Source organism: Pseudoselenomonas ruminantium (assembly GCF_900142515.1).
GTDB classification, from domain to species: Bacteria; Bacillota; Negativicutes; order Selenomonadales; family Selenomonadaceae; genus Selenomonas_A; species Selenomonas_A ruminantium_D.
Genome location: NZ_FRBC01000014.1, coordinates 1 through 23199, shown reverse-complemented (window position 1 = coordinate 23199; position 23199 = coordinate 1). Strand labels below are relative to the sequence as shown.

Annotated in this window: 20 protein-coding genes, 2 tRNA genes, 2 pseudogenes and 1 riboswitch; of the genes and pseudogenes, 20 read left to right on the top strand and 4 right to left on the bottom strand. The window is 47.1% G+C overall.

The features are described from left to right. Positions 1 to 7: 7 nt before the first annotated feature. A pseudogene (locus tag BUB68_RS08170) lies at positions 8 to 511 on the bottom strand (IS256 family transposase); the annotation flags it as partial. Positions 512 to 701: 190 nt separating this feature from the next. Here BUB68_RS08170 and tnpA point away from each other — a divergent pair. From tnpA to BUB68_RS08145, 6 genes are all read left to right on the top strand, one after another. After that, positions 702 to 1031 (top strand): IS66 family insertion sequence element accessory protein TnpA, encoded by a 330-nt coding sequence (gene tnpA / locus BUB68_RS15895; protein ID WP_143188129.1) that lies wholly within the window; start codon positions 702 to 704, stop codon positions 1029 to 1031. Then, positions 1025 to 1435, top strand: a complete 411-nt coding sequence (gene tnpB, locus BUB68_RS08165) for an IS66 family insertion sequence element accessory protein TnpB (RefSeq protein WP_073089950.1) — start codon at positions 1025 to 1027, stop codon at positions 1433 to 1435. Before tnpA ends, tnpB begins: the two co-directional genes overlap by 7 nt. Positions 1436 to 1801: 366 nt before the next feature. Next, positions 1802 to 2047, top strand: a complete 246-nt coding sequence (locus BUB68_RS08160; RefSeq protein WP_073089947.1) for a Rossmann-fold NAD(P)-binding domain-containing protein — start codon at positions 1802 to 1804, stop codon at positions 2045 to 2047. A gap of 104 nt (positions 2048 to 2151) precedes the next feature. Continuing rightward, complete coding sequence (locus BUB68_RS08155) at positions 2152 to 2790, top strand: Shedu anti-phage system protein SduA domain-containing protein (RefSeq protein WP_073089944.1); 639 nt, start codon at positions 2152 to 2154, stop codon at positions 2788 to 2790. A 243-nt stretch (positions 2791 to 3033) separates the two neighbouring features. Further along, positions 3034 to 3777: a reverse transcriptase domain-containing protein gene (locus tag BUB68_RS08150; RefSeq protein WP_073089942.1), complete on the top strand. Its 744-nt coding sequence runs from the start codon at positions 3034 to 3036 to the stop codon at positions 3775 to 3777. A gap of 334 nt (positions 3778 to 4111) precedes the next feature. Further along, positions 4112 to 6625, top strand: a complete 2514-nt coding sequence (locus BUB68_RS08145; protein WP_073089939.1) for a DEAD/DEAH box helicase — start codon at positions 4112 to 4114, stop codon at positions 6623 to 6625. A gap of 154 nt (positions 6626 to 6779) precedes the next feature. Here the strand turns inward: BUB68_RS08145 and tnpC (BUB68_RS08140) are convergent, their stop codons facing one another. Then, a complete protein-coding gene (tnpC, locus tag BUB68_RS08140; protein ID WP_073089937.1) occupies positions 6780 to 7436 on the bottom strand; it encodes an IS66 family transposase in 657 nt (218 codons plus the stop codon). Here tnpC (BUB68_RS08140) and BUB68_RS15610 point away from each other — a divergent pair. Both BUB68_RS15610 and tnpC (BUB68_RS08135) read left to right on the top strand, forming a co-directional pair. Then, a pseudogene (locus BUB68_RS15610) lies at positions 7435 to 7845 on the top strand (transposase domain-containing protein); the annotation flags it as partial. The gene tnpC (BUB68_RS08140) and the pseudogene BUB68_RS15610 sit on opposite strands and share 2 nt — an antisense overlap. An 88-nt stretch (positions 7846 to 7933) precedes the next feature. Further along, positions 7934 to 8917, top strand: coding sequence for an IS66 family transposase (tnpC, locus tag BUB68_RS08135; RefSeq protein ID WP_256625834.1), 984 nt, complete (start codon positions 7934 to 7936; stop codon positions 8915 to 8917). A 151-nt stretch (positions 8918 to 9068) separates the two neighbouring features. On the opposite strand, the gene BUB68_RS08130 is transcribed toward tnpC (BUB68_RS08135), so the two are convergent. Continuing rightward, a complete protein-coding gene (locus tag BUB68_RS08130; protein WP_073089934.1) occupies positions 9069 to 10277 on the bottom strand; it encodes an ATP-binding protein in 1209 nt (402 codons plus the stop codon). Positions 10278 to 10495: 218 nt separating this feature from the next. Here BUB68_RS08130 and BUB68_RS15415 point away from each other — a divergent pair, with 218 nt between their 5' ends. The 3 genes from BUB68_RS15415 to BUB68_RS08115 are packed head-to-tail and all read left to right on the top strand — an operon-like array spanning position 10496 to position 14913. After that, positions 10496 to 12730 carry an FAD synthase family protein gene (locus tag BUB68_RS15415; RefSeq protein WP_218587684.1) on the top strand — a complete coding sequence of 745 codons (2235 nt, stop codon included), beginning with the start codon at positions 10496 to 10498 and terminating at the stop codon, positions 12728 to 12730. Between the two features lie 3 nt (positions 12731 to 12733). After that, a complete protein-coding gene (locus tag BUB68_RS08120; RefSeq protein ID WP_073089931.1) occupies positions 12734 to 13972 on the top strand; it encodes a sugar phosphate isomerase/epimerase family protein in 1239 nt (412 codons plus the stop codon). Between the two features lie 2 nt (positions 13973 to 13974). After that, positions 13975 to 14913: a sugar phosphate isomerase/epimerase family protein gene (locus BUB68_RS08115; protein WP_073089928.1), complete on the top strand. Its 939-nt coding sequence runs from the start codon at positions 13975 to 13977 to the stop codon at positions 14911 to 14913. Positions 14914 to 14953: 40 nt separating this feature from the next. Here BUB68_RS08115 and BUB68_RS08110 read toward each other — a convergent pair whose 3' ends face one another. After that, on the bottom strand, positions 14954 to 15475 hold the full coding sequence (locus BUB68_RS08110; protein ID WP_073089926.1) for a hypothetical protein: 522 nt from the start codon (positions 15473 to 15475) through the stop codon (positions 14954 to 14956). A 245-nt stretch (positions 15476 to 15720) separates the two neighbouring features. Here BUB68_RS08110 and BUB68_RS08105 point away from each other — a divergent pair, with 245 nt between their 5' ends. The 9 genes from BUB68_RS08105 to BUB68_RS08065 all read left to right on the top strand — a co-directional run bounded on the left by BUB68_RS08105 (position 15721) and on the right by BUB68_RS08065 (position 22798). Beyond that, entirely contained in the window at positions 15721 to 16290 is a 570-nt protein-coding gene (locus BUB68_RS08105) for a hypothetical protein (protein ID WP_073089923.1), read from the top strand. A gap of 69 nt (positions 16291 to 16359) precedes the next feature. After that, a tRNA-Thr gene (locus BUB68_RS08100) sits at positions 16360 to 16435 on the top strand. A 6-nt stretch (positions 16436 to 16441) separates the two neighbouring features. Continuing rightward, positions 16442 to 16517: transfer RNA gene (locus BUB68_RS08095), tRNA-Thr, on the top strand. A 69-nt stretch (positions 16518 to 16586) separates the two neighbouring features. Then, positions 16587 to 17390, top strand: a complete 804-nt coding sequence (locus tag BUB68_RS08090) for an HAD family hydrolase (RefSeq protein ID WP_073089920.1) — start codon at positions 16587 to 16589, stop codon at positions 17388 to 17390. Between the two features lie 255 nt (positions 17391 to 17645). Continuing rightward, positions 17646 to 18344, top strand: coding sequence for an L-ribulose-5-phosphate 4-epimerase (locus BUB68_RS08085; RefSeq protein ID WP_073089917.1), 699 nt, complete (start codon positions 17646 to 17648; stop codon positions 18342 to 18344). A gap of 52 nt (positions 18345 to 18396) precedes the next feature. Continuing rightward, a riboswitch (molybdenum cofactor riboswitch) is annotated at positions 18397 to 18515 on the top strand. A gap of 71 nt (positions 18516 to 18586) precedes the next feature. Next, positions 18587 to 19618, top strand: coding sequence for a molybdopterin-binding protein (locus BUB68_RS08080; protein WP_073089916.1), 1032 nt, complete (start codon positions 18587 to 18589; stop codon positions 19616 to 19618). A 17-nt stretch (positions 19619 to 19635) separates the two neighbouring features. Then, positions 19636 to 20847, top strand: coding sequence for a molybdopterin molybdotransferase MoeA (locus BUB68_RS08075; protein ID WP_073089914.1), 1212 nt, complete (start codon positions 19636 to 19638; stop codon positions 20845 to 20847). Between the two features lie 13 nt (positions 20848 to 20860). Next, positions 20861 to 21850 carry a GTP 3',8-cyclase MoaA gene (gene moaA / locus BUB68_RS08070; RefSeq protein WP_073089912.1) on the top strand — a complete coding sequence of 330 codons (990 nt, stop codon included), beginning with the start codon at positions 20861 to 20863 and terminating at the stop codon, positions 21848 to 21850. Positions 21851 to 21856: 6 nt separating this feature from the next. Then, a complete protein-coding gene (locus BUB68_RS08065; RefSeq protein WP_073089910.1) occupies positions 21857 to 22798 on the top strand; it encodes an MOSC domain-containing protein in 942 nt (313 codons plus the stop codon). The last annotated feature ends 401 nt before the right edge of the window (positions 22799 to 23199 follow it).

Genomic DNA, 23199 nt, shown 5'->3' with positions numbered 1-23199 from the left:
ATGTATTTTACGGTTGTAATCTATCAGGGTACATAATGGTCAGTTCGCCCCTTACTTTGCCCCAGTTTCGGATGGGTATGGACCATTTCTTGGTAGCTTCAAACGTTGCCAAATACAACGCCTTTAGCAGGGCCTGTTGGCCGGGGAAAACACTTCTCTGGCTGTTCAGACGGCGGTATGAGGAATTTAGGCTCTCAATGGCATTGGTCGTGTAAAACGCGGTACGGACGTCTGTTGAGAACTTGAATATTGGCGTTATTACATCCCAATTGTCAAACCAACGCTTCAGTGCCGCTGGATAATGGGGCGTCCATTTTTTGTCCACTTCCTCCAGCCGCTTAACGGCGGCCTTCTCATCAGGGGCGGTATAGATGGTGCGGAGATCTTTGGCAAAATTTTTCATGTCTTTGTTGGCGACGTATTTCAGTGTATTGCGCACCATGTGGACAATGCAGCGCTGGTGCTCCGTTTTCGGAAATGCTGCAGAAATGGCCTCTTTCAGGCCGGTAAGCCGTAACCGCCCAATAATCCGGTGTATTTAAAATTTCCCTCCCAGATGAGATAATTGACTAAAAGAAGCCACACGAAAAAGCTGAAAAACGTGAAAAAGCCATTTTAGTCAAAAATTGTCTGGGAGGTTTTGGTTTTGACTCAAAATTCAATAGCTCAAGCAGCAACATTCCCTAGCATCCTGGAAACAGATCATCCTTGCCCAACAGAACAGCGGGCTTACTGCCGCAGAATATTGCCGCCAGCAAAATATCAAGTACAATGCCTTTTACTATTGGCAACGCAAAATCCGCGAAGATTTTGCGGCAGCTGCACTCCAGATCACCCCAAAGGATGAGCCTGCTCCTGAATTTGCTACGTTGGCAACTGCTACCGTTACGACTACAGTTCAGGCCTCAACGCTGCCCTCCAGGCTGAAACTTGCCTGTGGTCCTGTAAGCTTAGAAGTCAATGAGCAAACATCGAGCGAATTGCTTACCAGAACGCTAGTTTGTATCAAGGAAGTGTTTCCGGTATGCTAATCCGCAATCTTACGGCAGAGCATGTCTATCTGGCGTGCGGCCGGACAGATATGCGTAAGTCCATCGACGGTCTTGCCGCGCTGGTGCTGTCGAAATTTCAACTAGATCCGCATCAGCCGGCTTTGTTCCTTTTCTGCGGCCGCCGTAAAGACCGCATCAAGGGACTGCTATGGGATGAGACAGGATTTCTGCTTCTCTATAAGCGCTTAGAAAATGGTCAGTATCAATGGCCGGACACGCCGGAAGACCTGCTGGAAATTTCCGAGCAGCAGCTTCGCTGGCTTACCGAAGGCTTATCCATTTCGCAGCCCAAAGCCGTACAAAAAATCACTGCCTATCAGCATGTTTGGGAATCACTTTTTGCATATCTTATGATTGCAATCTTGTCAGGTGAAGAATTATAATTTATATGGCTGGTATAATGTGGGGCCGGATGACTGCGATTGTGTATCTACAGGTGAGCTTGCAAAGATTTTTACAAACGCTTGGGGCGATGGATTTAAATTTAAGGTAACGAGGGAATTGGATGCACCACATGAGGCTAATTTTCTGAAGATTGATACGTAACTAATAAAAAGCAAACTTGGTTGGAAGCCTAAAATACATATTCACGAGGCTGTGAATATGATAGCAGAATGGACACGGGCATGGCAGTTTGGAGACGCGATAGAATGTATTGAAAGGCAAGTTGGAGAATATATAGAAGTATAGGTAGTTCTGCTATGTAGATGATCTGGTAGAGAGTATGGTTCGCATGATGAACAGCCGCGATGGATTTTACTGTGTCGGTGAATCTGGGCAATCCTGACGAATGCACCATGTTGGAACTGGCGAAGAAGGTGCTGGCAATTACAGGCAGCAAGTCGAAGATAGTATATCAGTCTTTACCGCAGAATGATCCCACTCAGAGGAAGTACCTGAGTGGTTTGGCTAAGAAGGAACTTGATTGGGAGCCGAAGGTTTACTTGGCTGAGGGATTGAAGAAAACTATAGCTTATTTTGAATATATAATATGATGTTGCTGGTATTCAATATGGCTGTCATAAGGTAGACAACTATATTGATAAGCAAAAAGGTGATAAATGTTTGAAGACTTGACATTATGGAAAGGCGGGGAAACATGATAGAGGAAATTTTAGGTAAAAATGAAGAGACTTTACAAAAGTATCTAGAAGACCATAACAAAATTCTGATGGCAACATTAGGAGTTCCTGAATATGCCTATAATTTTGTAATTCCTAAGTTTAGCTTTGGTGGAAAATATCAAAGCGACTTTTTAGTGTTTACAGGACAGTCAAGTAGTTATTGGATCACATTAGTTGAATTAGAAGCAGCAACAAGAGTGATATTTACAAAAAATGGGGGTTATGCGAAATACTTAAATATAGCTATGCGCCAAGTTAAAGAATGGAAGATATGGATAAACGAAAATATGGAATGCTTTCGTAAATTGCTTTATGACTCAATACGTAAGCAGAATTGTGATTTTTATGATAAATTTGATTTCTGCAGAAGATTTATTATTAGTCAAGTTATCATTATAGGTAGAAGGAATAGTTTGAGTAAAGAGGATAGAGCTAGAATAGCGGAGGAAGAAGATAATCGAATTCAAATAATCACATATGATAGATTGGTTGAATGTGAAAAAAGAATTGAACAAATGAGGTTTCATAATTTCCCTTTTGATAGGTATCATTATGATACTTTAATAAATGATACGTCTGTTCACTTTGATTATCCTATGGATAATGTCCCTTAATTTTAATGATTATATTTGATGAAGAGGAGGTGCTATGATGGTGCGCAAGTTCGGTGCAGTAAGTATAGGTAGGTGGAACTCCTGCCACGGCAAACCCTAGCGAGGAGTCATTATCCAGCCTTGGGCGTGTTGTCGTGAGGCAACACGTTAAGCGTAGGCAGGAAAGACGTAGAGCTCTAAAGCGTAAGCCTGAATCAATTTAGCGTCGTTAATACTGACAAGACGGTGGGTGATACCCTCATCGTGGTCGCAACCAGCACAAACTATCTAGCAAATTGGGTATGGGGCATTAATTATGAAACGCTTGCAGCGGAGCATAGGAGACAGGTAAACGTAAAAGCTGTCGGAGTGGATAAAGTAACGAGAGCGGAATATGGGGAAAATCTGAACGACCTGCTACGCAGGATGAAAAGGTTTTCCTACAGGCCACAACTAGTCCGCAGGGCATATATACCAAAAGCCAACGGAGAGAAAAGACCTTTGGGGATACCGAGCTACGAAGACAAACTTGTGCAAGGGGGAATGGCGAGAATACTCAATGAAGTATATGAGCCGAGATTTATTGATTGTTCCTATGGTTTCAGGTCAAATAAAAGCGCCCATGATGTCATTAAGCAGGTTGACAATTTGATAATGTTCAAGAAGGTAAATTACATACTGGACTGTGACATTAAAGGATTCTTTGACACAGTAGAGCATAAATGGCTCATGAAATTTCTGGAACATGACATCGCAGACAAGATTTTTCTGAGGTATATCGTAAGATTTTTGAAAGCGGGAGTCATGGAATCAAACCATTATGAAAACACACGTGTAGGAACGCCACAGGGCGGGATAATATCGCCAGTACTGGCAAAGGTGCACCTGCATTATGTGCTGGACTTATGGTTTGAAAAGTGCAGGAAGCGACAGTTGAAGGGGGAATCATATCTTGTAAGATATGCAGATGATTTTATCATTATGACAGAATATAAGAATGAAGCCTAAGCCGTCTATGAAGCACTAAAAGTGAGAATGGCAAAATTTGGACTGGAATTAGCGGAAGACAAGACGAGAATCCTGCCGTTTGGCAGGAACAATAAAGCAAAGGCGACGTTTGATTTTCTTGGATTTCTGTATGTAAATGGGAAACGTTTACGGAAGTCTGGTCTGAGAAAATTAAGAAGCCTTATATCCATGTAAACATATGGGCACGAGGCGGAATAATCTATAACTGATATATGTTTGAAGTGAATGTGGGGAGCCGTATGCGGGAAAACTGCACATACGGTTCTTGGAGGAGTTTTCTTCGAATGTTACTTGGAGAGGAGTAAATTTAATTATGAATATTTTGTCAAGACTGAATTCTCGTGAAAAAGTAAAAACTATAAAGCCAAGAGAAATATTTATGTCATTGCCTACTAAGGCGCCTGGTTTTGGATATCCTAGAGATGTTCAAAGTGAAGTTTGGAAGAAATGGTTCGATTTAAGAAATGAAAAAAATGTAATTGTAAAAATGAATACTGGAAGTGGTAAGACAACTGTTGGATTGATAATTCTTCAAAGTTGTCTAAATGAGGGGAAGGGGCCTGCCGTATATGCAGTCCCGGATAAATTCTTGGTAAATCAAGTTTTAGAAGAAGCTAAAAAGCTTGGTGTGACTGTTACAGATGATAAAGATGACTATAATTATTTAAATTCAAAAGCTATATTGATTACGACAATTCAAACCATTGTCAATGGACATAGTGCTTTCGGTATGAGAAAAAATAATAATTATCCCATAGGAAGTCTTGTTATAGATGATGTTCATGCTGGTATAGATAAGATTGCAGGTCAATTTATGATTAAAATTAAATATGGAACTAATCAATATGACGAATTAATAAAATTGTTTGGAGCTTATTTAAAGGATTATAATCCCAAAAAATACATAGATGTGATAGAGATGAGGGATTCCAGAGAGATACTATTGGTACCTTTTTGGGAATGGCAAAAAAAGCAAGAAGATGTATATAGAATTTTGGTAAAACACAGTAACGAAGATAATCCTGATATCTTTTTTGGGTTGCCTTTAATAGAAGGAGGTTTGGATACTTGTGATTGTATAATAACACCCAGATGTATAGAGATATCTCCCAAGGGGGTAGATATAAATAAAATAGAAAGTTTTGCGGGTGCTGAGCGTAGAATATTCATGAGTGCAACTCTAGCAGATGATAGTGTGTTTGTTACTTCGCTAGGACTAGATATGGATGATATGCAAAATATTGTGACACCAGAAAATGCTAATGATATAGGTGACAGGCTTATTATTTTTCCTAAGTACATAAATAGTGATATCACAGAAAATGATATAAAAGAAAAAGTTGAAGAGATAGCAAGAAAATATAATGTTGTAGTAATTGTTCCATCGTTTAGTAGAGCTAAGTTTTGGGATCCTGACTCTAAATGTACTGTGGAAAAAGATAATATTAGTGATGTAGTAGGAAATTTGAAAAAAGGAGGTCACTTTGGAAAAGTAGTGTTTGTAAATCGATATGACGGAGTTGATTTGCCTGATGAAACCTGTAGGATGTTAGTAATTGATGGACTGCCTCCACTTAACAGTATAAAAGATCGGTATATACAAAGTGTTGCACCTAAAAGCATAATCTTGTTACGAGAACAGATTCAAAGGATAGAACAAGGGATGGGGAGAGGGATTCGATCTAATGATGATGAATGTTGCGTTGTGCTTATGGGGGATGAACTTACTGATGTGTTGGCTAGAAATAAAGGTGTTGACTTCTTTAGTTCTGCTACAAAATGTCAGTACGACTTATCAAAAGAATTATGGGATATACTTGTTGAGGACAGTGAGGGAAAACCATCTTTGGATGATATTTTTGAACTTGCTAGATACTCATTGGAAAAGAATCCTGTGTGGATATCTAAATGTAAGGAGCGATTATCTGCTATAAGGTATTCGTGCGTCGCAAACGTGGATTACAAGATTGTGGCTTTGAGAAAAGCTTTTGAGTGCTCACTTAATAGACAGTGGAAAGATGCTTCTGAATGCGTGAAAAAAATAAAAGATATAGAAACTATTTCTACAACGAAAGGTTATTTGTGTCAAGTGCAAGCCGAATATACAAATAAATATGATGCGGTAATGTCACAACAAATATTGACAGCTGGGAAAAAAATTAGTGGAGCGATTTTAAATCCTATTGGTGGAATACAATATGATAAGACAATAAACAATATATCACAAGCGCAAATGATAAAAAAATATTTAGACTCATGTAAACTGTCGCCTAATGAACTGTTAATAGAGATAGATGGAATACTTTCTAATTTATATATTGGCAGTGAATATGAAAAATTTGAGATGTCATGTAATTCTGTAGGAGAAGCATTAGGCTTTACGTGTTCTAGGCCTGATAAGTGTACAGGAGGATATGGACCAGATAACTTATGGGCTATAGATGCTGATACGTATTTTATTATAGAATGCAAATCTGAGTCGAAAGTTGATTTTATAACGAAAGATTATTGCAATCAATTATCAGGATCTGTAAATTGGTTCAGGGAGAATTACTCAAAATACAATACTGGTTGGCCAATTATCATACATCCATCCAAGATAATAGATGATGCTGCCTCACCGCATGAAAAAATGGTTGTGGTAACAGAGAATGAATTAGAAAAATTAAGGAAAAATGTACGAGATTTTTATTCTGCATTATGCCAAAGTGGCATCAGTCTGTTTCCAACGGAAATTGATAAACTATTAAAAGAATATAGATTAAGAAAAGACGATTTAATTAGAGAATATACAGTAAAGTTCCTGAAAAAGAAAAATCTTATGTAGATTTATTTACTGCAATTTTTTTCAATGACATAAAGGGAAAGTTAAAAATCAAAAAGCGAAAGAAACAAAGACGATTTTCAGTAAGCGATAAACCATCCGGTGTTATCGATAGCTGAAACGAGCCTGACCACGATATAGATGGTCAGGCTCATCTTTATTTGCAGTTCTGCTGAACTTCTTTGCTCCAGGGAAGGAAATCTTCCAGCAGTTCAGGATGTATCTTAAAATTTATATTGGGCAATTTTTCAAATAGATAGGTCAGATAAAGGAATGGCTCTAACCCGTTAGCTTTGCTCGTTTCTACAATGCTGTAAACGGCAGCGCTGGCGGTTGCCCCTTTGGGCGATGCGCTGAACAACCAGTTCTTGCGGCCAATAGTAAAGTTACGGATGGTGCGTTCGCAAATATTGTTGGATAAAGCAATATTACCGTCCTGCAGAAATACACTGAGTCCTTTTCTGTGGTTGAGCGCATAGTTTACAGCCTTGCCCAGTGCAGATTTTGGCAAAGTCTTGGGCTTGATCCTTTCCAGCCACACGAAGAAAGCCTCCAGCTTGTCTTTTTCAAGCCGCAGACGCTCTGCCTGCCGTTCTTCAGCAGACTTATGGGAAAGCTCTTTATCCAAGGCAAACAGCTCATTGATTTTCCGGATAGCCTGTCCACTTATGGATTCGCCTGCTTCTTCCTGCGAAATTCCTGCCGGAATAGCATCCACGAAGTAGCGGCGGGCATGCACCCAGCAGAGAGCATGTTCCTTGCAGGGAATCTGCTCATAACCGGCATAGCCGTCTGTCATCAGGAGGTTTTCCATGACAGACATCCGCGAACAAGAAATGCAAAACCGCATAGATTCACTGACCTTGGAGAAGGAAAACCTCCGCTATGAAATAGACTGTCTCAAGGAACAGATTGCTCAATTGAAGAAAATGGCTTTTGGCTCACGCACGGAGAAAACCAAAAAGATTCTTGGCGAGCTCGAAGAGATCAATCTTTTCGACGAAGCTGAGGTCGAGGCAAAAGGTAGTGCCCCAGAGCCGGTCATAGAAGTCCCGGCGCATCAGCGGCGCAAGAAGCAGAAAGGCCATCTGGAGCAGATTCTGAAAGATATGCCGCATGAAGAACGCGTAATCACCCTGCCGGAAGATGAGCGTATCTGCAAACGTTGCGGGACACAGCTCACATCCATGGGCCGGGAGAAAATCCGTACGGAGGTGCAGTTCATTCCTGATACAGTAAAAGTCATTGACTTCTACCGGGAATCCTTCCAATGCCTGGAATGCCGGAAAAAAGAACAAATACCAGTTTTCCATGCCCCTTTACCGTCAGGAACAGGAATGGAAATCCATTGGAATAGCCCTTTCCCGGGCCACACTGGCCAACTGGGTAATCCGGTCAGCAGAAGATTGGCTTATGCCACTGGTAGATTGCATGCATGCAGAACTCTTGAAACAGCCGGTAATCCATGCAGATGAAACGCCCGTTCAGGTACTGAATGAAAAAGGACGGAAGAATAAGACCAGGTCTTACATGTGGGTGTATACCAATGGCGAGTTCGTGCAGGACGGACGGCAGCTCCGGATTTACGAATACCATCCCGGCCGGAACGGCGGCTTTGCCGGAAAGTTCCTTGAGGGATATGAGGGTATCCTGCAGACAGACGGCTATGCCGGTTATGAGCAGATTTCCTGTAAGAAACACGCCCTCTGTTGGGTGCATGCCCGCCGCTACTTTGTAGATGCCATTCCGGCAGGAATTTCTCAGGAAGAAGCAGCCGAATCCATAAGCGGGCAGGCTATCCGGAAAATCAACGAAATATTTGCATTGGATAAGGATCTTTCCCATAAGACTGCCGAAGAACGGCAGTCCGAGCGTCTGCGGCTGGAAAAAGACAAGCTGGAGGCTTTCTTCAAGTGGCTGGAAGGAATCCAGCCCAAAACCTTGCCAAAATCTGCACTGGGCAAGGCAGTAAACTATGCCCTCAACCACAGAAAAGGACTCAGCGTATTTCTGCAGGACGGTAATATTGCTTTATCCAACAATATTTGCGAACGCGCCATCCGTAACTTTACTATTGGCCGCAAGAACTGGTTGTTCAGCGCATCGCCCAAAGGGGCAGCCGCCAGCGCTGCCGTGTATAGCATTGTAGAAACGAGCAAGGCTAACGGCCTTGAGTCATTCCGCTATCTGACCTATCTGTTTGAAAAACTGCCCAATATAAATTTTAAGATACATCCTGAACTGCTGGAAGATTTTCTTCCCTGGAGCAAAGAAGTTCAGCAGAACTGCAAATAAAGATGAGCCTGACCAAGGTATAGATGGTCAGGCTCGTTTCAGCTATTGATAACACCGGATGGTTTATCGCTTACGTTTTTCCCAGCTCGCAGGCATTGCTGAAAGCCCTGTACCTGACAACATTTGAAGCCACCAAGAAATGGTCTACGTATCAAGTCTCCTGTAAAAGGAAATCTCTGATGTTCTGGTGGATGATGCCATCTTGGCTCATGTCAAATTCGTCCATGGAAAGCACATATTTGGGGTAGTTGTCACGAATATTGCGATATACGCCAAATTCACGTTCAGCAGTTTCTGGTGTAGCCAAAAGGTAGCAGACCTGTATGTAGATTCGTTCAGATTGGCGCTGGGCGATGAAATCGATTTCTTTGTCGGCGTATTTGCCTACGGTTACTTTATAACCCCGGCGCTTTAGCTCTAAAAAGATGATATTTTCCAGGATGAGGTTAATATCCTTTAGATTACCGCCAATGACGGCTTCGCGGATGCCATGATCAGCCAGATAGTATTTTTCCTGTACGCTGAGGATTTTCTTGCCGGCAATGTCCTGCCGCTTCACGGGATAGAACAGGAAGGCCTCATTTCCAGCGTGGAGATAGTTCAAGATGGTTTCTGGTGCTACTTTGCGGCCTTCGCTTTTCAGATACTTAGAGATTGTGGTGGCAGAGAAAGTATTGCCGATATTGGCTGTAACATAGGCAAGAATACGTTCCAATAGGTCTACGTCGCGGAATTTTTTCCTGCGGATAATGTCCTTTAGTTCTATGGCATTGTATAGATCGTAAAGATACTGCTTGACAGGTTCATCTTGATACTGGAGGTTCCAAAGATAAGGCATGCCGCCATAAATCATATACTGTTGAAAGCAGGCAGCAGTGTTTAGGTTAGGTTGTTGCTCATGGATTATGTCGAAAAATTCTCGGAATGATAGCGGATACATAACAAATTCCACATAGCGTCCTGCCAGATAGGAGGCAAGTTCTCCAGACAGGAGTTTTGAGTTTGAGCCAGTTATGTATATATCGCAATCAAGATCTACCCGAAAGGAGTTGATAGCCTTTTCCCAATCTTTGACTTCCTGCACTTCATCAAAGAAGAGATAGACCTTCCCAGATATAGCTTTAGATTTTTCCATCACATCTCGATGCAGGGCTTGGGCAGTACAGAGTGGAGCTAAAGTTAAGGATTCAAAATTGTAGGTAAGTATGGCCTCGGTGGCCACACCGTTTTTTAGCAGTTCTTTTTGGATGATTTCCAACATAACCGATTTTCCGCAACGTCGGATACCAGTTATGACCTTTATTAGCTCTTTATTCATGAATGGACGTATTTTTTTCAGGTATAAGTCACGACGTATCATAAAAACACCATCCTTTTAGATATACTTTTATTATTGGTTGTTATATATGATTTTATCATTTATAACTGATAAAATCAATAAAATAAACATATTTATAAGATATAATATGAAAGATGTAATGAGTTCCCAGCTTTGTTTGGCAGGATTTTGGCGGAGAAAATAGAAGTATTTTATCAATTGAGTATTATTTTTGATACGTGGGAAGCAAGGTGGGAGCTATGGACCTATATAATGAGATTAAGCGCAGTTTGTATGCTTGGTATGATATGGCAGGATGCAGGCGTATTCTCTTTGTGGGAGAGGGACAGGCGTTTTGTTGGCCGGATGGTGTTACGGTAACCTGTGTCAGCTGGGAGCAGATAGTGAATGGGCAGTTTCAGGAGACTGGTTTTGATTTGTTGCTGGCGGATTGTGGGTTTGAGCGATTGGCTGAGCCGGGAGCGGTATTGGTGGCTTTGCCCCGTTATTTAGTACCGCAGGGACGCATGCTTCTGGCTATGAATAATCCTTTCGGGCTGCGGTATTTTTGTGGGGACAGAGACCCTTATACGGAACAGTCCTTTGCTGGGCTGGAGGGGTATCGCCTGGCCTACGGGAAGCGGGAGGATGTTTTCCGAGGGCGTATGTATGGCAGCGGTAGGATGCGGCGATGGATGCAGGCTGCTGGTTTTACGGCTATGCGGTTTTATTCGGTGTTACCGGATCTGGAGCATCCGGCGTTTTTGTTTGAGGAGGATTTCCTGCCCAATGAGGATCTGACGGGGCGAGTGTTTCCGTTCTACAATCATCCGGAGTCAGTTTTTTTGGAGGAGGAAAATCTCTATCCGATGCTTCTGGAGAATGGGATGTTTCATGCCATGGCCAATGCTTATCTGGTGGAGTGTTCGCTGGATGGCCGGTTGTCGGATGTGGAGCATGTGACTTGTTCGGCGGAGCGGGGGCCGAAATATGGTTTATATACAATAATACACGCGGAAAATTTGGTGGAGAAAAAGCCTTTGTCGGTGGCGGGAGAAGAGCGTCTGCGAGCAGTACAGGCCAATATGGAGGCGTTGTCTGCCCAAGGTATCAAGGTAGTGCCTTCGCAGTTTATGGCTGGACGTCTGGAGATGCCTTTTGTAACGGCACAGGTGGGAACTTTTTATCTGCGGGAGTTATTGAAACGGGACCAGGAGCAGTTCCTGCGGGCCATGGATCATTTTGCGGAGCTTATCTTGCGTTCTTCTGAGCATGTGCGGGAGGATGCTGGGGATGGGGAAGGTGTGCTCTTGAAAAAGGGCTATTTTGATATGGTGCCGTTGAATTCTTTTTTTGCCGATGGGGAGTTTATGTTCTTCGATCAGGAGTTTGCTATTGATAATTATCCTGCCAATGTCTTGTTGACCAGGATGGTGGGGATTACTTATGGCAGCGACAAGGAGATGCAACGGTTATTGCCGATAGAGGTAATGTACGATCGCTATGGGCTGACAAAGTATTTAGGCCGTTGGTTGAGGATGTCGGATGAGTTTCTGAATGACTTGCGCAATCTGGGCAAGCTTCATGATGTGTATGCGCCTCATCAGCGGGATTTGCGGCAGGTCTATGCCAATCGGCAGAGGATCAATTATCCCGAGGAGGAATATCAGCGGCTGTTTGTGGATATTTTTGCGGGGCTGGAGGATAAAAAACTGGTGATCTTTGGCTCGGGGCTATGGGCGCAACAGTTTATGGATGGCTTTGGCCGCGAACATCCAGTGTCAATGGTGGTAGATAATCAAAAATCACGTTGGGGGAAAGATTTGCGGGGCATTCCCATCGTCTCTCCGGACGAGTTGCGGCAGTGGGAGCCTGGCAGCTTCAAAGTGCTGATTTGCATCAAAGGCTATCAGTCAGTGGTTCGTCAGCTGCGGGAAATGGGGATTGAGGATTATGGCATTTTTGATCCTCAGCGCAGTTATCCGCGGAAACCTCGGCAGGTTGTGGTGCCGAATACCGTGGCAATATCCGGGGAGGGGAAAAAGGATTCCAAGGCTAAAAAATATCATATCGGCTATATTGCCGGGGTCTTCGATTTGTATCATATTGGTCATCTCAATATGTTCCGGCGAGCCAAGGAGCAGTGTGATTATCTGATTGTAGGCGTAGTGTCCGATGAAGGGGTGCGCAAGAACAAAGGGGTTGATCCCTTTATCCCCTTCAATGAGCGGGTGGAATTGGTGCGGGCCTGCCAATATGTGGATGAGGCTCATGAGATTCCCCTGACTTATGCAGGGACGCGGGAAGCTTGGAATCTGTACCATTTTGATGTGCAGTTTTCTGGCAGTGATTATGAAAATGATCCGTACTGGCTTAGTGAAAAGGATTTTTTGGAAAAGCATGGTTCTACGATGGTGTTTTTCCCCTATACGGAGCAGACCAGTTCGACCAAGTTGAAGGCCGTGATCAATCAGCGGCTGGCCAGGAAGGAGTAGGCGATGGAAATCTTATGTGCACCGGCGGGGCTGTCGGCGTGGGAATATCCAGGGCAGGGAGTACTGGATATCGCAGGTTCTGCTTTTGAACAGGCCATGCTGGATATCGCGCTGTTATTTCCGGTTAAGGAATTTCGGCGCAACGGGGCTGAGGAAAACTGGCTGGCAGGAAGATGGCAGGCGGCGGAGACCTTTCTTTCCAAATTTCAGCAGAAAAAGCTTGGCCTGCCTTTGGCCTATGCCCCGCATTTTGGCTATCGGGCAGCTGATTGGCCTTCGCTGGCGGTTTATCAGGATTTTGCGGAACGCAGCCTCAGGTTTTGCCAGGTAGCGGGCAGCCGGTATTTGGTTTTGCGTCCCTTTATGGCGGAAATGCCTACGGATAAGTTAATAGAGGTGAACCGCGAGTTTTATCAGGGGCTGATTCCGCTGGCCCGGGAGGCGCAGGTTGTGATTTTGTTGGAAAATCAGGCTCGGAGCATCAATGGCCATTTAGTGAGAGGGCGTTTTACGTCGGCTGAGGAGACGGTGGATTTTATTGATGGTTTGAATGCCTTTGCCGGGGAGGAGCGTTTTGGTTTTTGCCTGCATATGGGTGCCAGTGGTGCTTGCGGCCTGAATGTTTATGATTTGCTACATGCCCTGTCCGGGAGGCTGAAGGCGGTCATTCTCTGTGACAGCGATGCTACGGGAGATCGGGAGCTGCTGCCTTTTACCGGTGCCAGCAAAGGGGCCTGTGAGACGGATTGGCTGAATCTCATCCGCAGTTTGCGGGAGATTTCCTTTGATGGCTTGCTGGTGCTCGATATGCGGGATACGGCGGCGGCGTTCCCGCCGCTGCTCAGGCCTAAGCTTATGGAAATGGCACAAGCGGTTCTGCAGTACATTCTCTGGCAGATTGAGATGGAAAAAACAGTGGCCAGCTATCCTAAGCGGGTTTTATTCGGGGCAGGGCGGATGTGCCGTAATTATATGAGCAATTATGGCAAAGAATATCCGCCCTTATTCACCTGTGACAATAATTCCCGGCTTTGGGGGAGTTCTGTGGCGGGGTTGGTGGTACATGATCCAAAGGATTTGCTGTCCTTGCCGCCAGATTGCGCGATTTTCATCTGCAATATTTATTATCGGGAGATCGAGGCACAGCTGCGGGATATGGGGGTGAAGAACCCGATTGAATTTTTCAATGATGAGTGTTTGTCCTCGCTGTACGCCGGGACTTTGCTGGGAGAGGGGGCGTGAATATGCTGGAAATTGGAGTGCAGACCAAAGAGGCGGTGTCCGATGAAAATCCGCAGGCGGGGTTTGAAATGCTGCGGGAGGCAGGTTTTGCCTGTGTAGACTTCAGTCTGAATGGATATCTGCTGAATACGGATATTTACGAGAACCGGCTCAACCGTTTTTTTGATGCCAGCATAGCGGAATTGGAATCGTTCTTTGCTCCTCATAAGGCCGGGGCGCAGAAAGCGGGGATACGGATACATCAGATGCATATGCCTTATCCCATCTATGTGCCTTCCGGGACACGAGAGGTTAATGAATATCTGTGGCAGAAGATGGCACCGAAGAGCATGGAACTGTGTGCTTATCTTGGCTGCCACTATATTGTCATCCACGGGTTCAAGCTGGCCCGGGAGCTGGGGCGGGAGGATTTGGAATGGGCGCAGACGGAGAAGTTCATTCATTATCTGGCCCCTATGGCAAAGGAGATGGGCATTACCTTATGTGTGGAGAATCTCTATACCAGCCTGGGGGGACATATGGTGGAAGGGCCCTGCTGCAATGCCCGCAAGGCTGCGGAGCGGATTGAGCGGATAAATGAACAGTATGGTGCCGAGGTGCTGGGGTTCTGTTTTGATACCGGGCATGCGAACCTGGTGGGGCTGGACATGGAGGAGTTCATTACCACTTTAGGGCCGGGGCTGAAGGTCTTGCATATTCATGACAATGATGGCATAACGGATTTGCATCAGGTACCCTATACTTTTGCCCGCACGCGGGAGAATACTTCCTCTACGGACTGGGCAGGATTTCTGCGGGGCTTGCGGAATATAAAATACAGGGGCGTACTGAATTTTGAGACGGCACCGGTGCTGACGGCTTTTCCACGGGAGATGCATCTGGAGACGTTGAAATTTATTGCTCGGATAGGGGCGTATTGGTCCAAAGAAATCGTGCAATAAAAAAGCAGGAGAATCTGGTTGGCGGATTCTCCTGCTTTTTTTAACCTGCGTCAATGTCCACATTGGCACCTTGGTATTTGCTTTTATCGGATTCTTTGAGGTCTTTTTGGTAGGGATTGGTTTCGTTGACGTAGCGGATCTGGGTAGTGGTTTCACCGCCGGAGATGTAGGTGCGGCCGCATTCGGGGCAGACATCGGTCTTGAGGCGGACGTTGGCTCGCACTACTTCGCCGTTGCCGGCATCGGCCTTTTGGTAGGCGTTGGAAACGTGTTCCTGTTCGTGGCTCATGACGACGGATGCGGCATTGTTCGGGTCGATATGTCCAGCGGCTTTGAAGGAGACCATTTCATCAGAGCCGTCCTGGTATTTGCGGTTCTTGCAGGTCTGGCATTCGCCGGGACTGGATTTTTTCCCGTCTATATCATCGGTTTCGGTTTCATCGGTTGGGGCGTTTGTGTTGTAAGGGGATTGGGAATCGTTGTAATTTCCATAATTTCCGTAGCTCGTGTTGCGGTTATAGGGAGAGTTGTAGCCGCTCGTTGCGCCAATGCTCATATCCATTGTTTACACATCCTTCCGTGAATTGTACATCCATCCTATTCAGTATATCGGATAATCTGGTTGAAACTTAAATTTTTCTTTGCGGGATGGACAGGATGGGATATATTGTAGTTCATTGCCGGAATTGACCTTTATTTGGCGGGGAAGATTGCACAGCAGGAATGATTTTTTGTTGATATAGCAGGAATTTTGCAAGACATACAGAATATTTACAAGAAGGTGATTGCAGAAGGAGTGTTCGTTTTATGAATCGATTTGGAAAGGCCCTGGCCTGTGCGTTGTTGGCTTCGGCAATGGTGAGTGGTGGTTCTGTAGCCAGTGCCATGAATATTACTGGTGTGAGCCAGTCTATGACCATTGGTACAAAGACGGTTACGGCCACGGATAAAGCAGGGGAAAAGGTAAAGTTTGTGTCGGATGGCAAGGTGCTGCGCATGATGAGCACGGATGGAACACAGGATTATCTGTCCTTCAACAGTTTTGATGGGATCTATACTGGCGTGGATTTTAGTGTGCGGGCTGTGGAGACAGCAGAGCCGGAAATGCGCCTGTATGAGATTGAGGCTACCCGCGAGGGCAAGAGCTGTGGCTACTGGCTGGTGGGCAAGCATAGCAGCGGTGTGTGGACGACCTATGTGTCCTGGAACAGTTTTGCCAATCTCGGTTTCCGTACAGACAGGTGGCATCAGATCAAGTCGACGATCGAGAATAAGCAGATTGTGATAACCAGCTATAATGGCCGCGGGAATATGGACTGGCGGGCACAGGTTTTTTGGAATGACAAGGATGGCTGGTTTGGTTTGAAAAGATTTTAAAAAAGGTGTTGACAGGATTAGCGCTATCGCCTATAATATATGATGTCAGTCACGCAGAGACGTGATGATGCTGATTTAGCTCAGTTGGTAGAGCAGCTCATTCGTAATGAGCAGGTCGTAGGTTCGAATCCTATAATCAGCTCCATATATTGCTGATTTAGCTCAGTTGGTAGAGCAGCTCATTCGTAATGAGCAGGTCGTAGGTTCGAATCCTATAATCAGCTCCATTGAGATTCATGGCTTCGCATTGCGGAGCCTTTTTTGCTGCAAAATTTTTAGAGGATGAAAGGGTATTTATGATTAAGTTGATTTTTTCCGATATGGATGGTACTTTGTTGGACGAAAATGGGCAGCTGCCTGTAGAATTCCCGGCAATCATGGAAGAGCTGCGGACGCGGGGCGTGATGTTTGCGCCGGCCAGCGGGCGTCAGTATTACTCCTTGCTGAAGACTTTCAAGGAGTATGAAGACCAATTCGTCTTTGTCAGCGATAATGGCACGATTGTTCGTCATCAGGGAAAAGAGTTGTTTTCGGATATCATTGAGCGTCAGAAGGCGAAAGAGATTTTTAACAGTGTCAATGAGATCGATGGTATCTATAATGTGTTTTGCGGCAAGGATACGGTATATTTGCTCAAAGGTAAGAATCCGGAACCGCAAATGGAAGAATTGATGAAATATTTCCGGTCGGTGGAGGTTGTGGATAGCTTTGATGCAATCGTGGATGAGCCGATCAAGATTTCCTTCTTTACGCCAAATGCTGATGCGGCGGAGAAGATTTTTCCCTTGTTTGCGCCTTATTATGATTCCATGCAGGTCGTGCTGGCCAGCGCTTATTGGGTCGATGTGACCAATAAAGGTGCCAATAAGGGCATGGCAGTCCGGGAGTTGCAGAAGCGGTTGGGGTTGCAGCCTGAAGAATGTGCAGCTTTTGGCGATTATATGAATGATTTGGAAATGATGGGGGCCGTGCATTATAGTTACGCCATGGAGAATGCGTATCCGCCGCTGAAGGAGGCCGCACGTTTTGTAGCGCCAAGCAATGCGGAACATGGTGTCATGAAGACGATCCAATCATTTATCGATCAGGGGCTTTGCTGAGCAGGTTAGTGTTATAGGGGCTGGCCGGGGGACTGGTGTGGAGATAGCACCGGTTCTCGGGCAGTATTTTTGCTGTTTTGCACGGTCTGTGGGGGGATTAGTGGTCTGCTCTCGTTCAATATGTGTTCGAGCACAAAATTTTCTAAACCTATTGAAATGTGAGTATAGTTGTTGTATGATATGAGTGTAAGTAAAGGGAAAAAATAATAATCTGTAAAAAACTTGTGCGTGGCACAGCTTTGTGGAGGGGAATTTATGTTAGAAGAACTGAAAGAAAAAGTCTATGAAGCGAATATGCTTTTGCCGAAGCATCATCTGATTACCTTTACCTGGGGAAATGTGTCCGGGATTGACCGGGAGAAGGGGCTTTTTGTCATCAAACCGTCCGGAGTGGATTATGATGTGATGAAGCCGTCGGATATGGTAGTGGTGGATTTGGATGGCAATAAGGTGGAAGGGGATCTAAATCCTTCTTCGGATACGGAAACGCATCGGCTGCTCTATCAGAAGTTCAAGAACATTGGTGGCGTAGTGCATACGCATTCCCGTTGGGCAACAACGTTTGCACAGGCTGGCCAGGGGATACGTCCTTATGGTACAACGCAGGCGGATTATTTTTATGGGGAAATTCCTTGCACGCGGGATATGACGCCGGAAGAAATCAAGGATGCTTATGAATATAATACGGGTGTAGTGATTGTGGAGCGCTTTGAAAAGCATGGGATCAATCCGGATTATGTGCCGGCGGCTCTTGTGAAGAATCATGGCCCGTTCACTTGGGGAACAGATCCGTTCAATGCCGTACATAATGCTGTGGTGTTGGAGGAAGTGGCGATGATGGCTTTCCATACGCAGATGCTGACGGGTGACCGCGATGCGATGCCACAGGTGCTGATGGATAAGCACTTCCTGCGCAAGCATGGACCGAATGCGTATTATGGGCAGAAGAAGTGATAAAAATCACAAGCATAAATGAATAAAATAGTGTATAATACTTAATAAGAGCAAACAAATAAAACTCCGAGCAAAAATATCTAAGGCGATGCACAAAGCTATGATATTGCGCCGGGGCCCTGCGGGAAACGGCAGGACCTTCCATTTTGAAAAGGGGTATTTCGTTCTGAATGAGTATTAGGCGAAGACTATTCTTTTCGTATGGAGAGGATAGTCTTTTTTTAGTTGGGGGAGCGTATACGATGAAGGAAATGCGTACCGAAGAAGCCGTGGGGCAGATTCTCTGCCATGATCTGACGCAGATCATCAAGGGAGTGACCAAGGATGCCCGCTTCCGCAAGGGGCATGTGATACAGGAAGAGGATGTGCCGGTGCTTCTGTCCATGGGCAAGGACCATATCTTTGTCTGGGAAAATGATGATACCGTGCTCCATGAGAATGATGCGGCAGAAATCCTGCGGCAGCTTTGCCAGAATGAATACATGACGGCTTCGGCGCCAAAGGAGGGCAAGATTGAACTGACCGCCACGGTGGACGGCGTTTTTCAGGTGGACGAGTCAAGATTTGATGCCGTCAATGAGCTCGATGATGTGACAATCGCTACCCTGCCCCAGAACATGCCGGTCAAGGCCGGGCAGAAACTGGCGGGCATGCGGGTGATTCCACTGGTCATCAAGAAGGATAAGATGGAGCAGGTCAAAAAGGTGGCCGGAGGTACGCCCCTGCTGCGCCTGAGACCTTATCAGCAGAATCTCAAGGTCGGTGTGGTCACTACAGGCACGGAGGTTTTCCTGGGACGCATCGAGGATACCTTTACGCCGGTGATTGCGGGAAAGCTCAAGGCTTTTGGGCTTAAAATCGACGAGCACCGCCTGTCCGATGATGTGGCGGAGCATACGCAGAAACACATTGAAGAACTGATTGACCTGGGGATGGATATGGTCATCTGCACTGGCGGCATGAGCGTGGACCCCGATGACAGGACGCCCGCGGCCATCCGCGATGCGGGGGCGGAAATCATCACTTATGGGGCGCCGACGCTTCCGGGCGCGATGTTCCTGTTGGGCTATGTGCAGAAAGATGGCCGGGAGATTCCCGTCATGGGTCTGCCGGGCTGTGTGATGTATGCGGGCCGGACAATCTTTGATTTGATTCTGCCGCGGGTGATTACGGGTGAGAGACTGACGCGCAAGGAAATCCGCAATTTCGGTATCGGCGGCCTCTGCATGAACTGCAAGGTCTGCCATTATCCCGTCTGCGGGTTCCAGCATTGAGTGAGGGAGTGAGAATCATGCAGGACTTATCGTTGGAAAAAGCCGTAGAGCTGCTGAAAGAACATTGCCATAGGGTAACGGCGGTGGAGGAAGTGCCCCTGCTTTCCGCCTTGGGGAAGATTCTGGCCGAGGACTATGTGGCCGCTTTTGACAATCCGCCCTTTGACCGCTCCCCGCTGGATGGCTATACCTTTGCCGCAGAGCGTACGCAAGGCCATGATGCGGCAAATCCCGCAATGTTCCAGATAATTGGCGAGGAATGTGCGGGGGATTTCTTTGACCAGCCTGTGCCGGAAGGCTCTGCCCTGCGCATCATGACCGGCGGAGCTATCCCGAAGGGCTGCAACTGCGTGGTGCGGCAGGAAGATGTCAAGGCCGAGGGGGACACGCTGACGGTGCCCTTCAGCATCGCACCGTACACGAATTATTGCTATGCCGGGGAAGATATCAAGCAGGGCACGAAGCTGGCGAAGAAGGGCACGAAGCTGACGGCGGCCCATATTGGCGTATTGGCAAGCATGGGCTTTGCAACGGTAAAAGTTTTGTGCAATGTGCGGGTCGCTATTGCGAGCACCGGGGATGAACTGTTGCAGCCTGGCCAGCCGCTGGCGCCCGGAAAGATCTATAACAGCAATCTCTATCTGCTGGCCAGCCGCTTGCAGGAATTGGGCTTCAAGCCGGAAATCGTGGGCATCCTGCCTGATGAGGTGGATGAGGCGGCCAAGATCATTGCTGGCTACAAGGACAGGGTGGATGTATTCCTGACGACCGGCGGCGTGTCCGTAGGCAAGAAGGACATCATGCACGGCGTGGTGGAACAGGTGGGGAATCGCCTGTTCTGGCGGGTATCCATGAAACCCGGCGGTCCGGCGCTGGCGTATACCATGGGTGAGACTTTGGGCATCGCTTTGTCGGGTAATCCCTTTGCGGCCTATGCGACCTTCGAGCTGATTGCAGTGCCGGTGCTGGCCCATATCAGCGGCAATGAGAAAATCTTGCCGGAACGCATGCAGGCCGTGCTGACGGATGCCTTTCCCAAGGAAAGCCGCGGGCGGCGCTTTATTCGCGCTTATCATGAAAATGGCAAGGTGCGCTTGCCCGAGCAGCATGCTTCGGGAAGTCTCTTTTCCGTGGTGGGCTGCAATGCCTTTGTGGATATTCCCGCAGGCACGGGGAAACTGGCCAAGGAGACGGAAGTGGACATTGTCCGCTTATATCGCGTGAAATGAAGGATTGGATTTTATGCTGGACCAATACGAACGGAAAATCGAATATGTGCGCATTTCCCTGACCGACCGCTGCAATCTGCGCTGCCGCTATTGCATGCCGGAGGAAGGCGTGACCAAGCTGTGCCATGCAGATATCCTGAACTTTGCTGAAATCCTGCGTGTGGTGCGGGGACTGGCGGCTTTGGGCGTGAAAAAAGTGCGCCTGACCGGTGGGGAGCCATTGGTCAGGCGGGGCATCACGGATTTGATTCGCCAAATCCGGCAGGTGCCCGGTATCGAGCAGGTGGTGCTGACCACTAATGGCGTACTGCTGCCGGAAATGGGGGCTGACTTGTTGCAAGCCGGGCTGACAGGCCTGAATATCAGCCTTGATACGTTAAGACCGGAGACCTTTGCCCAGATTACCCGCCGTCCGCTGTTCGAGCGGGTGCAGGCCGGGCTGGAACAGATGTTGTCTCTGGGCATGACGGATATCAAGTTCAACTGCGTGCCCATCTATGAGGTCAATGATGAGGAAATCCCCGCATTGGCCGCACTGGCGAAGGATTATTCAGTCAAGGTGCGCTTTATCGAGCTGATGCCGATTGGCTGTGCTTATGAAGTAGGCTATGAAGGTGTGCCCATGGACGAAGTACGGGCGCGGCTGACCAAAGCCTATGGATCACTGCATCCTGTAGGGCGGAAGATAGACCGGCTGCAGGGGCCTGCCGAGTATTATAAAGTCCCTGGTTTCAAGGGGCAGGTGGGCTTTATCGATGCCATGGAACATAAGTTCTGTGCAACCTGCAACCGGGTGCGGCTCACGGCGGAAGGCTTTTTGAAGCTTTGCCTGAACCAGAAGACGGGGCTGGATTTGCGGGCGCTTCTGAGGAATGGCATCAGCGATGAGAATTTGAAATTGGCTCTGCGGCAGGCGATCTACCGCAAGCCCGCAGAGCACTTATTTACGGATCGAGAGAATACTGCGCGGGACAGCCGCGCCATGTATCAGGTGGGAGGCTAAGTTTTGATGGGCAAGATTCATGCACTGTGTACCAGCGAGAAGAAGGGCACGCTCAAGACGCAGGTGGATAAAGTTGTTTTTGAAACGGAATGGGGCATCAAGGGTGATGCCCATGCGGGCAAGTGGCACCGGCAGGTCAGTTTCCTGGGCTTGCAGGAAATCGAGGATTTCCGCAAGCTCGGTGTCAAGGTGGAGTTCGGTGCTTTCGGGGAAAATATCGTAGCTGAGGGCTTCCGCTTCAAGGAACTGCCTGTGGGCACGCGGCTGAAAGCCGGCGAGGCTTATTTTGAGATTACCCAGATTGGCAAGGAATGCCATAAGGGCTGTGCTATCCGCGAACAGGTCGGCGATTGCATCATGCCTCGGGAAGGCATCTTTGGCCGGGTCCTCCACGGCGGCGAGGTCAAAGTGGGGGATGAACTGGAAATCCTGCAGCCCGGGGAGAAACTGCCTTTGGAAGCGGCTGTCATCACGGCCAGCGACAAGGGCAGCTGCGGGGAACGCGTGGATGAGAGCGGTGCGAAGGTGGCCGAAATGCTCACGGCTGCGGGCTATACGGTGGTGGAAAAGACCATTCTTCCTGATGAGCAGCCCCTGCTGGAAGCGAAGATGCAGGAACTGACGGCCAAAGGCATTGCCCTGATTGCCACCACTGGCGGTACGGGTTTTTCGCCTCGGGACATTACGCCGGAGGCGACACTGGCTGTCTGCGAAAGATTGGCGCCGGGGATTCCCGAAGCCATGCGGGCCTTGTCGCTCAAAATAACGGATAGAGCTATGCTCAGCCGTGCCCAGGCCGGCATCTGCCGCCGCAGCCTGATCGTGAACCTGCCTGGCAGCAAAAAAGCCGTGGAGGAATGCCTGGGATTCATCCTGCCGCCGCTCAAGCACGGTATCGACATCCTGCGCGGTGAAGATAGCGAATGCGCAAGGCATGAACATAAATAAAGATTGTGTGTATTGGGGAAGGTGGAATATTCCCTGACCGTAAAACCCGTTGGTGAAAAGTGCCAGCGGGTTTTTATAAATTACAGTTTGTAGTTTAGTTCGTGCTGAAGGTATCCCGTTCATACGCAGCAGGGGTTCACGGGGGAGTGCTTTTTCTGTTTCCGCTAAACGACCCTCCCTGTAAGGTTAGAGTTGTTTAGCTGGATTGCGCCGGGCAGGCCAGCGGCGCGTCTTTCAGCGTGCTCTTTAGCTGCTGCCTACGTCGGGCCGGTCTTCGCTGTGCTCAGACGGTCGCTCCCACAGAAAAAGCACTCCCCCGTTCGCCCCCTGTCACGATTTTGGCAATTGACACGAACTCGGTTCTCCTGTAACAAGAACATCGATGTGCTTGCACCTTACAG

What these genes read in the sequence shown, in the direction of transcription:
- tnpB (WP_073089950.1), top strand. Translation starts at nt 1,025, where the DNA reads ATGCTAATCCGCAATCTTACGGCAGAGCATGTCTATCTGGCGTGCGGC.
- BUB68_RS08160 (WP_073089947.1), top strand. Translation starts at nt 1,802, where the DNA reads ATGGATTTTACTGTGTCGGTGAATCTGGGCAATCCTGACGAATGCACC.
- BUB68_RS08155 (WP_073089944.1), top strand. Translation starts at nt 2,152, where the DNA reads ATGATAGAGGAAATTTTAGGTAAAAATGAAGAGACTTTACAAAAGTAT.
- BUB68_RS08145 (WP_073089939.1), top strand. Translation starts at nt 4,112, where the DNA reads ATGAATATTTTGTCAAGACTGAATTCTCGTGAAAAAGTAAAAACTATA.
- tnpC (WP_073089937.1), bottom strand. Translation starts at nt 7,436, where the DNA reads ATGGAAAACCTCCTGATGACAGACGGCTATGCCGGTTATGAGCAGATT.
- tnpC (WP_256625834.1), top strand. Translation starts at nt 7,934, where the DNA reads ATGCCCCTTTACCGTCAGGAACAGGAATGGAAATCCATTGGAATAGCC.
- BUB68_RS08130 (WP_073089934.1), bottom strand. Translation starts at nt 10,277, where the DNA reads ATGATACGTCGTGACTTATACCTGAAAAAAATACGTCCATTCATGAAT.
- BUB68_RS15415 (WP_218587684.1), top strand. Translation starts at nt 10,496, where the DNA reads ATGGACCTATATAATGAGATTAAGCGCAGTTTGTATGCTTGGTATGAT.
- BUB68_RS08120 (WP_073089931.1), top strand. Translation starts at nt 12,734, where the DNA reads ATGGAAATCTTATGTGCACCGGCGGGGCTGTCGGCGTGGGAATATCCA.
- BUB68_RS08115 (WP_073089928.1), top strand. Translation starts at nt 13,975, where the DNA reads ATGCTGGAAATTGGAGTGCAGACCAAAGAGGCGGTGTCCGATGAAAAT.
- BUB68_RS08110 (WP_073089926.1), bottom strand. Translation starts at nt 15,475, where the DNA reads ATGGATATGAGCATTGGCGCAACGAGCGGCTACAACTCTCCCTATAAC.
- BUB68_RS08105 (WP_073089923.1), top strand. Translation starts at nt 15,721, where the DNA reads ATGAATCGATTTGGAAAGGCCCTGGCCTGTGCGTTGTTGGCTTCGGCA.
- BUB68_RS08090 (WP_073089920.1), top strand. Translation starts at nt 16,587, where the DNA reads ATGATTAAGTTGATTTTTTCCGATATGGATGGTACTTTGTTGGACGAA.
- BUB68_RS08085 (WP_073089917.1), top strand. Translation starts at nt 17,646, where the DNA reads ATGTTAGAAGAACTGAAAGAAAAAGTCTATGAAGCGAATATGCTTTTG.
- BUB68_RS08080 (WP_073089916.1), top strand. Translation starts at nt 18,587, where the DNA reads ATGAAGGAAATGCGTACCGAAGAAGCCGTGGGGCAGATTCTCTGCCAT.
- BUB68_RS08075 (WP_073089914.1), top strand. Translation starts at nt 19,636, where the DNA reads ATGCAGGACTTATCGTTGGAAAAAGCCGTAGAGCTGCTGAAAGAACAT.
- moaA (WP_073089912.1), top strand. Translation starts at nt 20,861, where the DNA reads ATGCTGGACCAATACGAACGGAAAATCGAATATGTGCGCATTTCCCTG.
- BUB68_RS08065 (WP_073089910.1), top strand. Translation starts at nt 21,857, where the DNA reads ATGGGCAAGATTCATGCACTGTGTACCAGCGAGAAGAAGGGCACGCTC.